The sequence below is a fragment of the Bacillus cereus group sp. Sample62 genome (genome assembly GCF_036851315.1).
Classification (GTDB): domain Bacteria; phylum Bacillota; class Bacilli; order Bacillales; family Bacillaceae_G; genus Bacillus_A; species Bacillus_A wiedmannii.
Genome location: NZ_JAFLPK010000001.1, coordinates 4240261 through 4255177, shown reverse-complemented (window position 1 = coordinate 4255177; position 14917 = coordinate 4240261). Strand labels below are relative to the sequence as shown.

The window sequence follows — 14917 nt, the reverse complement described above, 5'->3', positions numbered from 1 at the left end:
TTGCTCCTCAAATTACTAAAATGAAACCTAATAACATCATTTCTCCGCAAACGAAAAAAGATAATATCGTGTCACCGCAAGTAAAGAAAGAAAACATAGGAAATATCATGTCACCGCAAGTAAAGAAAGAAAATGTAGGGAATATCGTGTCACCGCAAGTGAAGAAAGAAAACATAGGAAATATCATGTCACCACAAGTAAAGAAAGAAAATGTAGGGAATATCGTGTCACCGCAAGTGAAGAAAGAAAACATAGGAAATATCATGTCACCGCAAGTAAAGAAAGAAAATGTAGGGAATATTGTGTCACCGCAAGTGAAGAAAGAAAATGTAGGAAACATAGTGTCACCAAATGTATCGAAAGAAAATGTAGTTATTCCACAAGTAATACCGCCAAATATTCAAATGCCAAACATCATGCCAATGTTGGATAATAATCAACCACCAAACATCATGCCAATGTTGGATAATAATCAACCACCAAACATCATGCCAATGTTGGATAATAATCAACCACCAAACATCATGCCAATGTTGGATAATAATCAACCACCAAATATAATGCCAATCATCGATAATAATCAACCACCAAATATAATGCCAATCATCGATAATAATCAACCACCAAATATAATGCCAATCATGGATAATAACCCAATACCAAACATAATGCCGATCATGGATAACAACCAAATGCCAAATATGATGCCGATCATGGATAACAACCAAATGCCAAATATGATGCCGATCATGGATAACAACCAAATGCCAAATATGATGCCGATCATGGATAATAATCAAATGCCGAATATGATGCCAATCATGGATAATAATCAAATGCCAAATATGATGCCGATCATGGATAACAATCAAATGCCGAATATGATGCCGATCATGGATAACAATCAAATGCCGAATATGATGCCAATCATGGATAATAATCAACCACCGAATATGATGCCATATCAAATACCATACCAACAGCCTATGATGCCGCCAAATCCGTACTATCAACCACCAAATCCATATCAAATGCCATATCAGCAAGGAGCGCCGTTTGGACCGCAATATACGTCTATGCCAAATCCAAATATAATGCCAATGGATAATAATATGCCGCCGCTCGTACAAGGTGAGGAAGATTGTGGATGCGGAGGAGAGAGTAGGTTATATAGTCCTCAACCGGGAGGACCACAATACGCGAATCCTTTATATTATCAACCAACTCAATCGGCATATGCGCCACAGCCAGGAACGATGTATTATCAACCAGATCCACCAAATGTATTTGGAGATCCAGTTTCAGAAGAAGAGGACGAAGAGGAAGTTTAAAAAAGGTGGGATTATTCCCGCCTTTTTTTTATGTAGAGTCGTTCTGAAAATGGAAGATTTACATCAAATGTTAGAAAATCCCCAGTGAAATATTAACAGTGTAAAAACCTTCTCTGTTACTCATCATAAGAGGGAGCTTTTTAGAAGAGAAGCTCATTCTAACAGAGGGGGTTTTTGTATTGAATACGAAAGTAAAAGTGATTGCTGCTTCTTTGTTAGTTACCAGTGCATTAGCTGCATGTGGTACACCAAAAGATAACAATGCAATGGATGGACGTAACTACAATTACGAGCGTACATCTTATAATGATACACACCAGTACCGTGATAATGTAACGCGTAATGATCGTTATACAGATTATGTAACATATAGAAATGGTCGTAACGATACAGGATATAACAATTATTACCGCGATGTAAATTACAACGGTCAAATTGCTAACCCGCATCCGACACGTAATATTACAATGAACAATTCATACATTAACAATGATGGTAAAACAGCAGAAAAAATAACAAATCGTGTAAAGCGTATGAATAACGTAGACCGCGTGTCTACAGTTGTATATGGAAACGATGTGGCGATTGCGGTAAAACCGCGTAATCCAGTATCGAATGAAACGGCACTTGCAAACGAAGTTCGTCAAGCCGTTGTAAATGAAGTTGGAAACAGAAATGTATATGTTTCTGTAAGAAATGACATGTTTACTCGTGTCGATGCAATGAGTACACGCCTACGTAATGGTACAGTTACAAACGATTTTAATCGTGACATAACAAATATGTTCCGAGACATTCGTTACGGTTTGACAGGTACTGTGCGCTAGCAAAACAAAAGAGGAAGGGGTAGCCCTTCCTCTTTATTCATCTTCATCTTGTAAACGACGTTTTTTAATAAAATAACTAATGGAGTAAGAAATTAAAAAACATATAAAGAAAATACTACCTGTTAGAATAGCCTCAAAGAGAGGTCTTTCTGGACTGAAAATGATATAAATAATGGCTATAATAGTTCCTACAATAAGAGAGCGTAAAATAATTTTGTAATAAGGAGTTAACTTTATATCCTTTTCGCCTTCTTCTACATCAATAGAAACGCTTAACTGTAAATAACTAAGTACGATACTTGTAAGGATAAATAATAACCATAATGGAGATTTCGTAATTTGATCCATCCCTTCAGTGAATCCGATATAGCCTAAAATGCCAATTATACCAAGCGATTGAAAAAGAAAGGCAATACGTATGTTTTTTAATGTTTTCAGAATGAGACGTTCATCCTTTATTTTTTTCACAATATCCATCTCCTGTTTATTATGGTTTCACTGTCACATTAATTGTAACATATATATTGCATTTATCAATTTATAATTTACATAAAGTTCGTTTGGTTGAAAGAGGAAATAAAATATTTTTATAAACATGTTGCACTTATACTTTATTAATGTTATATTAGCAAAGCGATGAGCTAATTTACGTAAGACGAGAGATATGCTTAAGTGCTAAACACGCGAATGTGGTCGCCTGGTCTCTCGCCGTAAACGCATCAAGACGCCTGCTTTGCAGGCGTCTTTCATTTTATATAAAAACAAATGCTAATGCAGATAAAGATAAAACTTTATCTGCATTTTTTTATTTTCGAGTGAAATGTAATACGGTCATTTTTATGGATAAAACCCCCATTTCCGGAAAAACTACTAATGAAAGTTTGATCTTGCCTAAAAGAGGTGAACGGAAATGAAATGGATGCTGATTGCGATGCAAGCTTTCGTTATGATGTTTTGTTTCGTTTATGAAACGAATGTGAAGGCGGAAGGGCCAGTACCAGAAGTAACAGAAAAAGAGCCTGAAGTTACAATTTTATTAGAGCGAATGTATGTTGATGGAGAAGTAAGCGAGGAAATATTTACAGAAAAAGTAGCGGACTTAGAAAAGTTTCTACAGCAATATAAAGGATGGCAACTCGTTGATCGTGATGATGTACAAATTGTATTACAGAAGAAAGTTGATGATATTTCTCCTTTATTAAAGACGAGTGGTTATTTTGGTGTGTCAGAGGAAGGGATATTACAAATCTTCAAAGGGGTGCCGAAAAGTGATAATGCGATCCATTCTTTCTTTCAAATTGATATGAAAAAGCTTGAGAGTTATGAGCGTGCGAAATTGAAGCGTGGTATTCGCATTAAATCAAAAGAAGGTTTTGTGAAGACGATTGAAAAAATGAAGCAATACGCAGTGCAAAGTAAGAAAAAAAGCAGCTCATGGTGAGCTGCTTTTTTTTACTTGTTTTTATCTAGAATTTGTTTTGCGATTTCATCAATTAGCATATCTTTTCCGATTGGATTGAAAGCTTTCGTATTAAAGATTTCATTCGATACTTCATATACGTGATTGTTTTTAACTGCTTTATTGTCTTTCCAAACGGCACTGTTTTTGTAGTCTTCGTAAACTTTATCAGCTTCGCCGCCAAAGTTTACAATAAACATTTGATCAGGTTGGAATGCAACAAGACCTTCTAGCGATACTTGTGCCATCGTTTGTTTTAAATCCGTACCTTTTGTTGCTGGAAGTTTTAAGTCATTAAAGATGATGTCACCGTATCCGAAGTTACCGTATACACGGAAGTTTTGTGGTGTAACTGCGACGAACATAAAGTTCTCATCTTTTGTTTTTTCTTTAATTTTTTTAGATAAAGAGTCTGCTTTTTTATCGTAGTCTGCAATCCATTTGTCTGCTTTCTTTTCTTCGTCAAATAGTTTACCTACTTCTTTAAACTTACCGCGCCAGTCTTCTAAGTTTGTTTCTAAAACAACTGTTGGTGCAACCTTTTCTAATTGATCATAGATCTTCAATTGACGATTATTTAAAATAATTAAGTCTGGTTTTAATGCAGTAACAGCTTCTAAATCAACTTTAGGTGCCCAGTACCAACCTACTGCCTTTACTCCGTCTAATTTTTTTGTTAAATGATTTTGGATTTTATCTTTATATGTGTTTGCTGTACCGATAGGTTTGTGTCCAAGAAGTAATAATTCTTCTGTTGATCCAGATAGGTCAACAATTCTCTTTGGATTTACTGGAATTGTAGCTTCCCCTTTAGCGTGTTTTACAACTTTTGTTTTCGGTTGTTCTTTCGCTTTCGATTCTTCTTTTTGAGAAGAACAGCCAACGATAGAAAGAACAACTAGCATAATAGTAAATAAAATAAATAGCTTCTGTTTCATCCTGATGTAACCCCTTTAATTAGTATTGATAATCATTATCGACTTCTGTATATTAAGGTGCTTCATACTTTCTGTCAATGGAAAATAACAGAAGTTTCAAATGGAGAACATTTGTTGGGGTAGTCTCGCTTTTCTATCATTAAATATGTTAAAATGGAATACATGATTTAAGAGGGAGAGATCGTATTTTGTTTGAATATGTTACAGGTTACGTGGAGTATGTAGGACCGGAATATGTCGTAATTGACCATAATGGAATTGGTTATCAAATTTTCACACCAAATCCGTATGTATTTCAAAGAAGTAAGCAAGAAATCCGTGTCTATACATATCATTATGTGAGAGAAGATATTATGGCACTTTACGGGTTTAAAACACGTGAAGAGCGTTTATTATTTACAAAGTTGTTAGGTGTGTCTGGTATTGGACCGAAAGGCGCTCTTGCAATTTTAGCGTCTGGTCAAACAGGACAGGTCGTTCAAGCGATTGAACACGAAGACGAGAAGTTTTTAGTGAAGTTCCCGGGCGTCGGAAAGAAAACAGCACGCCAAATGATTTTAGATTTAAAAGGAAAACTAGCTGATGTCGTGCCAGATGCATTTGTTGATTTATTCTCAGACACAGAACGTTTTGATGAGAAGAAAGGTTCATCAGCTGAGCTTGATGAGGCGCTGGAAGCTCTGCGCGCACTTGGATACGCAGAACGAGAAGTTTCCCGCGTTGTACCAGAGTTATTAAAAGAATCATTAACGACGGATCAGTATATTAAAAAGGCACTTAGTCTTTTACTAAATGGTAAGAGGTGAGTATAATGGACGAACGTCTCCTTTCAGGGGAATCTGCATATGAAGATTCGGATTTAGAATATTCATTACGGCCACAGACGCTCCGTCAGTATATTGGCCAAGATAAAGCGAAACATAATTTAGAGGTGTTTATTGAAGCAGCGAAAATGCGTGAAGAAACGTTAGATCATGTGCTTTTATATGGACCACCAGGACTTGGTAAAACGACGCTTGCCAATATTATTGCCAATGAAATGGGCGTAAATGTTAGAACAACTTCAGGTCCAGCAATTGAAAGGCCGGGAGATTTAGCAGCTGTATTAACAGCACTTCAGCCGGGTGATGTATTATTTATTGATGAAATTCATCGTTTGCATAGGTCAATTGAAGAAGTGTTATATCCTGCGATGGAAGATTTTTGCCTTGATATCGTAATTGGAAAAGGGCCGTCAGCACGGTCTGTACGTTTAGATTTACCTCCATTTACATTAGTTGGAGCAACGACACGTGCGGGAGCATTATCAGCGCCGCTTCGTGACCGTTTCGGTGTACTTTCAAGATTAGAGTATTACACAGTAGATCAGCTTTCTGAGATTGTTGAACGTACAGCAGAAGTATTCGAAGTTGAAATTGATTCGTTAGCTGCATTAGAAATTGCAAGACGTGCTCGTGGTACACCTCGTATTGCGAATCGTTTATTACGACGTGTACGAGATTTCGCACAAGTTCGTGGTAACGGAACGGTTACGATGGAAATTACACAAATGGCGTTAGAACTACTGCAAGTAGATAAATTAGGTCTAGATCATATCGATCATAAATTATTACTTGGTATTATTGAGAAATTCCGTGGTGGCCCAGTCGGGTTAGAAACGGTTTCGGCAACGATTGGAGAAGAATCTCATACGATTGAAGATGTATATGAGCCATATTTATTACAAATTGGCTTTTTACAACGAACACCAAGAGGCCGAATCGTAACGCCGCTTGCATATGAGCATTTCGGAATGGAGATGCCAAAAGTATGACGGAGATGCCAAAATTGCTTATTACAGCAGGTATCTTACTCATCGTTGTTGGATTAGCTTGGAAGTTCGTTGGAAGGCTTCCAGGCGATATTTTTGTGAAAAAAGGAAACGTTACCTTTTATTTTCCTATCATTACATGTATTGTGTTAAGTATTGTATTATCTTTTATTATGTATATAATAAATCGATTTAAATAAGAAATAGGTGGATATAGTTATGGATATTAATCTGTTTGATTTTCATTTACCAGAAGAACTTATTGCACAAATCCCATTAGAAGATCGTGAAACATCAAGATTAATGGTGTTAGATCGTGAAACAGGCGATATTGAGCATAAACATTTTACAGACATTCTTTCTTACTTACATGAGGGGGATTGCTTAGTTTTAAATGAAACGAAAGTTATGCCTGCTCGTTTGCATGGTGTGAAAGAAGATACAGGCGCGCATATTGAAGTACTTCTTTTAAAACAAGAAGAAGGCGATAAGTGGGAAACGCTTGTTAAGCCAGCGAAACGTGTAAAAGAAGGAACTGTTATCTCTTTTGGCGAAGGGAAATTAAAAGCAACTTGCATAGGAACTGCAGATCAAGGTGGACGTCAGCTTGAATTTTCATATGACGGCATCTTCTATGAAATTTTAGATGAACTTGGGGAAATGCCACTTCCTCCATATATTAAAGAGACGCTAGAAGATCGCGATCGCTATCAAACAGTATATGCGAAAGAAATTGGTTCAGCAGCAGCGCCGACTGCAGGACTTCACTTTACAGAAGAGTTACTGGAGAAATTAAAACAAAAAGGCGTTGGGTTAGCTTTCATTACACTTCACGTAGGACTTGGAACATTTAGACCAGTTTCTGCTGATACGATTGAAGAACACCATATGCACGCAGAATATTACCATATGTCTGAAGAGACAGCTGCGTTATTAAATCGCGTGAAAGAGAATGGTGGACGTATTATTACGGTAGGCACGACTTCAACTCGTACGTTAGAAACAATTGCGACAGATCATGACGGTAAGCTTTGTGCTGCTTCGGGCTGGACAGACATTTTTATGTACCCAGGTTATGAATTTAAAGCAATTGATGGTTTAATTACAAACTTCCATTTACCGAAATCAACATTAATTATGCTTGTAAGTGCATTTGCAAACAGAGATAATGTACTGCATGCTTATAATGAAGCAGTAAAAGAAAAATATCGTTTCTTTAGCTTCGGTGATGCAATGTTCGTTGCATCTCACGCTAAAATGGGAAACAAATAAAAGGAGTAAATTATGACAGCAATTCGTTATGAATTTATAAAAACTTGTAAACAAACGGGTGCCCGTTTAGGACGTGTACATACGCCGCACGGTTCATTTGATACACCAACATTTATGCCAGTTGGTACACTTGCAACAGTTAAGACAATGTCACCAGAAGAGTTAAAAGCAATGGATTCTGGCATTATTTTAAGTAATACGTATCATTTATGGCTACGCCCAGGTCACGAAATTATTCGTGAAGCAGGCGGTTTGCATAAATTTATGAACTGGGATCGTGCAATCTTAACGGACTCTGGTGGTTTCCAAGTATTCAGTTTAAGTGACTTCCGTCGTATTGAAGAGGAAGGCGTTCACTTCCGTAACCACTTAAATGGAGATAAATTATTCTTATCACCAGAAAAAGCGATGGAAATTCAAAATGCATTAGGATCAGATATTATGATGGCATTTGATGAGTGTCCACCTTTCCCGGCTACTTTTGAATATATGAAGAAATCTGTAGAACGTACAAGTCGCTGGGCAGAACGTTGTTTAAAAGCGCATGAACGTCCACAAGATCAGGGGTTATTCGGTATTGTACAAGGCGGAGAGTTCGAAGAGCTTCGTCGTCAAAGTGCAAAAGACCTTGTTTCAATGGACTTCCCTGGTTACGCTGTAGGTGGTTTATCTGTAGGTGAGCCGAAAGATATTATGAACCGTGTACTTGAGTTTACAACGCCACTTCTTCCAGATAATAAGCCACGTTACTTAATGGGAGTAGGTTCTCCTGACTCGTTAATCGATGGTGCAATTCGTGGTATTGATATGTTTGACTGCGTACTTCCAACTCGTATCGCTCGAAATGGTACATGTATGACAAGTGAAGGCCGTCTAGTTGTAAAAAATGCGAAATTTGCAAGAGACTTCGGTCCGCTTGATCCAAATTGTGATTGTTACACATGTAAAAATTACTCTCGTGCGTACATTCGTCACTTAATGAAATGTGATGAAACGTTCGGAATTCGTTTAACGTCTTATCACAACCTTCATTTTCTGTTAAACTTAATGGAGCAGGTGAGACAAGCTATTCGTGAAGACCGTCTTGGCGATTTCCGCGAAGAGTTCTTTGAACAGTATGGCTTTAATAAACCGAATGCTAAAAACTTCTAATACATAATTTAAAAGGAGGAACAAAAGATGAATCCAGGTATGATGAATATCGTTATGATTGTTGCGATGTTTGCGATTTTCTATTTCTTATTAATTCGCCCGCAGCAAAAGCGTCAAAAAGCAGTTGCTCAAATGCAAAATGAAATCAAAAAAGGTGATGCTATCGTAACAATCGGTGGCTTACACGGTACAATCGAATCAGTAGATGAAACTTCAATCGTTGTTAAATCTGGTGGTTCACACTTAACTTTCGATCGCAATGCGATTCGTGAAGTTGTAAAAAACTAATGAGGAAGGCCCTGCATGAAATGTGCAGGGTCTTTTTTTAGTTATTTTGCTTTGACATATTTACACCGAAAATACCTCCGAGTGTACTCGCGCCCATTAATGCTAATTGGTAGAGTAACTGTGAGTTCGATAAAGTTTGAGAGAAGCCTAAATAGTTAACTAAAAAAACAAGTATGGCGAATGTAAGTCCCGTTGTGAAACCTACTAGCCAACCTTTACCTTGCGCCTTTTTGCCGGCAGTAAATCCGGATATAAGCATAGATAAAAGAGCTAGTATAAAAATAGTAACGGCTAATGTCCCTTCAGTCATATCAGTAAACTTTAATAAAAGAGCCATAACCATGCTAATAATTGATGCAAGAATTAATAAGGTAATGATACCAAAGCCGATTGCAGTTGATAATTTTTTCGTTCCATCCATGTATACAGTCCCCCTTTTTAATACAAGCATATTTTCTTTTTGCTTAAGTTAGACTAGTTTATTTTTTATAGGGGAGTCTATACGTAAAAAAAGGAGATGTAGAAATGGAATGGGTATCAATCATTGGTCGGACGATGCTTTTGTATATCATCATATTAATTATTTTTCGTCTTATGGGTAAACGTGAAATTGGAGAGTTAAGTGTGTTAGATTTAGTCGTATTCATCATGCTTGGTGAAATGGCTGTAGTGGCAATTGAAAATACCGATAAATCACTTTGGCACCAATTAGTTCCGATGACTTTTCTTATGTGTATACAGATCATCTTGTCAGTTGTTTCGTTAAAGTATCAACGCTTCCGGCATTTAATAGAAGGTGAGCCGGCTATTCTTGTAAATGCGGGAAAGATTGATGAAAAGAAGATGAGAAAGCAGCGTTATAATATAGATGATTTAATGATGCAATTAAGGGAGCAAGGAGTTGGAGATATCAGAGATGTGGAATACGCTATTTTAGAACCATCTGGGAAGTTATCTGTCTTTCAAAAACAAAAAGGTAAACAGGGGGCATTGCAGTTTACTCTTCCTCTTATTATTGATGGAGAAATTCAATCGAATCATTTACAAATGATTGAACATACAGATGAATGGCTCATTGGCAAATTAAAAAACTTAGGTTATAGCGATATCAAACAAATTTTATACTGCAGCTTTCAAAATGGACAATTTTTTGTTGATTTGAAAGAAAACTAGAGGCTTACTATATGAAATAGTAAGCCCGTTTACTTCAAAAATGAAAGTTTTCGAATGATTGGAAGTCGACTTAACTCTTCTTTTCGAATGAGTTTGAAAGTGAAGAGGAGGATAATATAAACGATTGTTGTTAAAGTGATTTCCCATAATGTTTGTAAGCCGAGTGAATGAGAGAAAATCATATATTTATGAAGGTAAAAACCGAAAGCGCCTGCAATACCGATAGCAAGTCCACCGAAAATATAGTCTTTTGCGTAAATGGTAAATGTAATTTTCTTTAAAACAGTAGCGTAATGAAGGAATGTTACCGTTACTATATTTGCAGCGATAGCGAGTGCAACCCCCATCATTTGAAAATCTGGCCTTGAAGCTAGTACAAAAATAAGGATTAATTTCACGATGGCGCCAATAAATGTATTCATCATTGCAGCTCTTGCTAAGTTTAAAGCTTGTAAAACAGAGGTAAGTGGACTTTGAAAGTAATGAAATAAAAAGCAAGGTGCAAGGAGCTGGATGAATGCTGTTGCACTATCCGATCCATACATAAGAGTTAAAACAGGAGAAGCGAATACGTATAATATAACGACTGACCACCCACCGGTAATTAATGAGATCCGAAGTGCTTGTTGTAGGCGGTGTTCCACTAATTTATGCTGTCTTTTAGCCATCGCTTCACTAATAGATGGAACGAGTGCTGTAGAAAGAGCGTATGTAATAAAGGCTGGCAGTGATAGAAGTGGGAATGCATAACCGTTTAATATACCGTATTGCTGGGTTGCGACAGAGGCAGCAACTCCGGCAATCGCTAAGCTTTGCATAACGATGATAGGCTCAAAGAAATATGAAACGGAACCGATTAAACGACTTCCTGTAGTCGGAAGAGCGATATCCATCAGAGAATAAAATGTACCTTTGCTCTCCTTTACAGTAGTGAAAAATCCAGAGCGTATAGATAAATGTTTTTCGCGCTGAAATAAAGTGAGTAAAAATAATAACGATGCAACTTCACCGAGAACGGCTGATAACATAGCACCAGCTGCAGCATATTCTACACCGTAAGGTAAAAATAACTGAATGCATATAGCGATAATTGTAATGCGGACAACTTGTTCTATAACTTGGGCGTAAGCGCTAGGTTTCATATTTTGTTTCCCTTGGAAATAGCCGCGTAAAACAGAAGAAACAGCAATAACAGGAACGACAGGCAAAATGGCCATTAATGGATAGTACGTCCGTTCATCAGTTAATAATGTTTTTGCTAAAATAGGCGTGAGGAGCATAATTCCAATTGTTAAAATGATACTAATAACGGATGTAACAGCTAATGATACTGTTAATATTTTTTTTACTCTTTGTTTATCGTTCACCGCTTCCGCTTCTGCTACAAATTTTGCGATTGCGACAGGAAGACCGATTTGTGTTAATGTAATTGCTAGAATGAATGTAGGAACGGCCATCATATAAAGGCCAACGCCTTCTTCTCCTAAAATACGTGCCATTACAATCCGGTTAATAAATCCAAGGATTTTGGTAATAAAGCCGGCTATCATTAAAATAAATGCGCCTTTTAAAAAGCTTTGTCTCGTCATGATCTTCTCCTACCTTCTCAAAATCAGTGGAATGATTTACAATAATTTATATGCACGTATGAGACAAGAATGACAAGCATTTAAGAGAGTGGAGTATGAGAGTGCTCTTGAAAGTAGTTATTGCTGTCCATTAGAGCGGGATTAAAAGCGACTTTTCGTGCTGAAATAAGAAGGAGATGTTATATATGTTAGATAGAGAGGCTTTGGTAGAATCATACCGCGGACAGTTACAAGTCGTTTTAGAAAGTAAAGTAGAAGAATTTCAAATGTTCGGCTACGACCGAGTGACAGATAATGATATTTGGAAGTTTCTCAAAGTGAAGAAGTGGAAAAAAATAAACGGTGATGTTAGATTATATGAATTAGTAAATGATGTATTAAGAGTAAGTACTAATGAATATATGAATTATTTAACTGTTGAAGCATATCAAGCGCCACTTTGGTCATTTGATGAATATGAAAATAAATAACCGACTGCAATTGGTTTGTTCTTCCTTTTGCAGTATAATGATAGGTATTGATAATGAGGAAATAATTATGTCTAAGATTATATATAAAGGGGGTAGTGAAGAGAAAAAATAAATAATGAAAGTGTAGGTATTGTGAAAAACGTACCGACACAGCTAGTGATGAACTAGCAAAATTATAGAAAGGAAGTCTACTAACTAGGCGTATGCATACGTGTAAAAGTGAATCGTAAGAGATTTATTTAAAGTGTTAGTAGCAGAAAGAGGGTACATATGGCAAAGCGTGGTACGAGAATTGCCGCCTTTTTCCTCATCGTTTTATTAATCGGTGGAGTAATTGGTGCGGCAGGAAAAGACATAGCAAAAGGAATTAGTCTAGGACTAGACCTTCGCGGTGGTTTTGAAATTCTGTATGAAGTAAAACCAGCCAAAAAAGGTGATAAAATCGACCGAGAGGCACTTGTAAGTACAGTAGGTGCTCTTGAAAATCGTGTCAATGTTCTCGGTGTAAGTGAGCCGAATATTCAAATTGAAGGACAAGATCGAATTCGCGTACAGCTTGCTGGTGTACAAGATCAGCAAAAAGCACGTGAAATGTTATCAACACAAGCGAAATTAACATTCCGTGATGTAGATGACAACCTTCTTATGGATGGAACGGATTTAAAAGGCGGCGGAGCGAAACAAACATTTGATGAGCAAGGCCGTGCGAGCGTAGGTCTTACACTAAAAAGCGCTGATAGATTCCGTGAAGTAACTGAAAAAATTTCAAAAATGCCACCACCAACGAATTTAATGGTAATTTGGCTTGACTTTGAAGAAGGAAAAGATTCGTATAAAGCAGAGTCTGCAAAACCGAATCCGAAGTTCTTATCAGCAGCAACAGTAAGCCAAGTGTTTAATCAAGCTGAAGTATCTATCGTAGGTGGAAACTTCACAGTTGAAAGTGCGAAACAACTTTCATCTTTATTAAATGCAGGTGCACTTCCTGTTGATTTAAAAGAAATGTATTCAACATCAGTTGGAGCGAAATTTGGTCAACAAGCGTTAGAGCAAACGATTTTCGCTAGTGCGATTGGTATCGCTCTTATTTTCTTATTTATGCTTGTATACTACCGTTTACCAGGAATTGTAGCGGTTATTATGTTAGGTCTATACATTTTTGTTACGCTACTCGTATTTAACTGGATGCATGCGGTTCTGACATTACCAGGTATTGCGGCATTAGTGCTCGGGGTAGGTATCGCAGTTGATGCGAATATTATTACGTACGAGAGACTGAAAGAAGAGTTGAAAATTGGTAAGTCAATGATGTCAGCATTCCGTGCTGGTAATCATCGTTCATTAGCAACAATTTTAGATGCAAACGTTACGACTCTTGCAGCGGCTGGTGTATTATTCGTTTATGGTAATAGCTCTGTAAAAGGATTCGCAACAAGTTTAATCGTAAGTATTTTAGTTGGTTTCGTTACGAACGTATTCGGTACTCGTTTCTTACTAGGTTTACTTGTAAAGAGCCGTTACTTCGATAAAAAGCCAGGATACTTTGGTGTGAAACAAAAGGATATTATTCCATTAACAAAAGGTGTAGTACATCCACCGACAAGATTTGATCGTATTAACTTCGTAAATATCGGTCATAAATTCCTTGTTTTCTCGATTGTAGTTGTAATTGCAGGTGCAATTATACTACCGATTTTCAAATTGAATCTTGGTATTGATTTTGCGAGTGGTACACGTATCGACTTGCAATCAAAACAAGCACTTACTGTGTCTGATGTTCATAAAGATTTTAAAGAATTGAAAATTGACGTGAAGGAAGAAAATATTGTACCGACTGGAGATGACAATAAAGGATTCGCAGTTCGTACATTAGGTGTTCTATCAAAAGATGAAATTGCGAAAACAAAAACATTCTTCCACGATAAATATGGTACAGATCCAAATGTAAGTACAGTTTCACCGACAATTGGTAAAGAAATTGCACGAAATGCATTTATCGCAGTATTAATTGCTTCTGCGGTTATCATTTTATACGTAAGTATTCGATTCAGATTTACGTACGCATTATCTGCAGTACTTGCATTATTACATGACGCATTCGTTATGGTTGTTATATTTAGTATTTTCCAATTAGAGGTAGACTTAACGTTTATCGCTGCAGTGTTAACAATCATCGGTTATTCTATTAATGACTCAATTGTTACATTTGATAGAAACCGTGAATTATACAAACAGAAAAAACGAGTTCGCGATATAAAAGACTTAGAAGAAATCGTAAATGCAAGTATTCGCCAAACGCTTGGTCGTTCAATTAACACCGTATTAACAGTGTTATTCCCGGTAATTACATTACTTATCTTTGGTAGTGAGTCATTACGTAACTTCTCGTTTGCGTTACTTGTTGGATTAGTTGTAGGTACGTACTCTTCTGTTTTCGTTGCTTCTCAAATTTGGTTAATGCTTGAAAACCGTCGTTTGAAAAAGGGCAAAAACAAGAAAAAGGTTGAGAAAGTAGAATCTGAACCACAAGTATAAAAAAGATGATGTCTCTTTATGAGGCATCTCTTTTTTCGTTTGTGGATACAATAAGATAGCAACTTTTTAACAG

The 14917-nt window shown here is 36.8% G+C and carries 15 protein-coding genes; 11 read left to right on the top strand and 4 right to left on the bottom strand.

Going from position 1 to position 14917, the window contains the following annotated elements; translation table 11 throughout:
• Positions 1-1510: 1510 nt before the first annotated feature.
• Positions 1511-2158 (top strand): YhcN/YlaJ family sporulation lipoprotein, encoded by a 648-nt coding sequence (locus J0835_RS21695; RefSeq protein ID WP_087982130.1) that lies wholly within the window; start codon positions 1511-1513, stop codon positions 2156-2158.
• A gap of 33 nt (positions 2159-2191) precedes the next feature.
• On the opposite strand, the gene J0835_RS21690 is transcribed toward J0835_RS21695, so the two are convergent.
• Positions 2192-2635, bottom strand: a complete 444-nt coding sequence (locus J0835_RS21690; protein ID WP_087982128.1) for a branched-chain amino acid ABC transporter substrate-binding protein — start codon at positions 2633-2635, stop codon at positions 2192-2194.
• Between the two features lie 433 nt (positions 2636-3068).
• Here J0835_RS21690 and J0835_RS21685 point away from each other — a divergent pair, with 433 nt between their 5' ends.
• Positions 3069-3599 (top strand): BofC C-terminal domain-containing protein, encoded by a 531-nt coding sequence (locus tag J0835_RS21685; RefSeq protein ID WP_087982125.1) that lies wholly within the window; start codon positions 3069-3071, stop codon positions 3597-3599.
• 11 nt (positions 3600-3610) lie between these two features.
• Here the strand turns inward: J0835_RS21685 and J0835_RS21680 are convergent, their stop codons facing one another.
• On the bottom strand, positions 3611-4555 hold the full coding sequence (locus J0835_RS21680) for an iron-hydroxamate ABC transporter substrate-binding protein (protein WP_087982123.1): 945 nt from the start codon (positions 4553-4555) through the stop codon (positions 3611-3613).
• Positions 4556-4743: 188 nt separating this feature from the next.
• Here J0835_RS21680 and ruvA point away from each other — a divergent pair, with 188 nt between their 5' ends.
• The 6 genes from ruvA to yajC are packed head-to-tail and all read left to right on the top strand — an operon-like array spanning position 4744 to position 9077.
• Positions 4744-5361, top strand: coding sequence for a Holliday junction DNA helicase RuvA (ruvA, locus tag J0835_RS21675; RefSeq protein ID WP_000464511.1), 618 nt, complete (start codon positions 4744-4746; stop codon positions 5359-5361).
• Between the two features lie 5 nt (positions 5362-5366).
• Complete coding sequence (gene ruvB / locus J0835_RS21670) at positions 5367-6368, top strand: Holliday junction branch migration DNA helicase RuvB (RefSeq protein WP_000344467.1); 1002 nt, start codon at positions 5367-5369, stop codon at positions 6366-6368.
• Positions 6365-6565, top strand: a complete 201-nt coding sequence (locus J0835_RS21665) for a DUF2905 domain-containing protein (RefSeq protein ID WP_087982121.1) — start codon at positions 6365-6367, stop codon at positions 6563-6565. Before ruvB ends, J0835_RS21665 begins: the two co-directional genes overlap by 4 nt.
• Positions 6566-6584: 19 nt before the next feature.
• The gene (gene queA / locus J0835_RS21660) at positions 6585-7637 is read left to right on the top strand and encodes a tRNA preQ1(34) S-adenosylmethionine ribosyltransferase-isomerase QueA (RefSeq protein WP_000354006.1); all 1053 of its coding nucleotides are present in this window, start codon (positions 6585-6587) and stop codon (positions 7635-7637) included.
• Between the two features lie 12 nt (positions 7638-7649).
• Positions 7650-8789: a tRNA guanosine(34) transglycosylase Tgt gene (gene tgt / locus J0835_RS21655; RefSeq protein ID WP_000125362.1), complete on the top strand. Its 1140-nt coding sequence runs from the start codon at positions 7650-7652 to the stop codon at positions 8787-8789.
• A 27-nt stretch (positions 8790-8816) separates the two neighbouring features.
• Complete coding sequence (gene yajC / locus J0835_RS21650; protein ID WP_087982119.1) at positions 8817-9077, top strand: preprotein translocase subunit YajC; 261 nt, start codon at positions 8817-8819, stop codon at positions 9075-9077.
• 37 nt (positions 9078-9114) lie between these two features.
• Here the strand turns inward: yajC and J0835_RS21645 are convergent, their stop codons facing one another.
• Entirely contained in the window at positions 9115-9498 is a 384-nt protein-coding gene (locus J0835_RS21645) for a TIGR04086 family membrane protein (protein ID WP_087982117.1), read from the bottom strand.
• Between the two features lie 104 nt (positions 9499-9602).
• Between J0835_RS21645 and J0835_RS21640 the strand changes: the two genes are divergently transcribed.
• Positions 9603-10250 carry a DUF421 domain-containing protein gene (locus J0835_RS21640; protein ID WP_087982115.1) on the top strand — a complete coding sequence of 216 codons (648 nt, stop codon included), beginning with the start codon at positions 9603-9605 and terminating at the stop codon, positions 10248-10250.
• Between the two features lie 29 nt (positions 10251-10279).
• Here the strand turns inward: J0835_RS21640 and spoVB are convergent, their stop codons facing one another.
• Positions 10280-11839 (bottom strand): stage V sporulation protein B, encoded by a 1560-nt coding sequence (gene spoVB, locus J0835_RS21635; protein WP_087982113.1) that lies wholly within the window; start codon positions 11837-11839, stop codon positions 10280-10282.
• A gap of 185 nt (positions 11840-12024) precedes the next feature.
• On the opposite strand from spoVB, the gene J0835_RS21630 reads away from it, so the two are divergent.
• Both J0835_RS21630 and secDF read left to right on the top strand, forming a co-directional pair.
• On the top strand, positions 12025-12309 hold the full coding sequence (locus J0835_RS21630) for a post-transcriptional regulator (RefSeq protein ID WP_087982111.1): 285 nt from the start codon (positions 12025-12027) through the stop codon (positions 12307-12309).
• Between the two features lie 270 nt (positions 12310-12579).
• Positions 12580-14844 carry a protein translocase subunit SecDF gene (gene secDF / locus J0835_RS21625; protein ID WP_048562232.1) on the top strand — a complete coding sequence of 755 codons (2265 nt, stop codon included), beginning with the start codon at positions 12580-12582 and terminating at the stop codon, positions 14842-14844.
• The last annotated feature ends 73 nt before the right edge of the window (positions 14845-14917 follow it).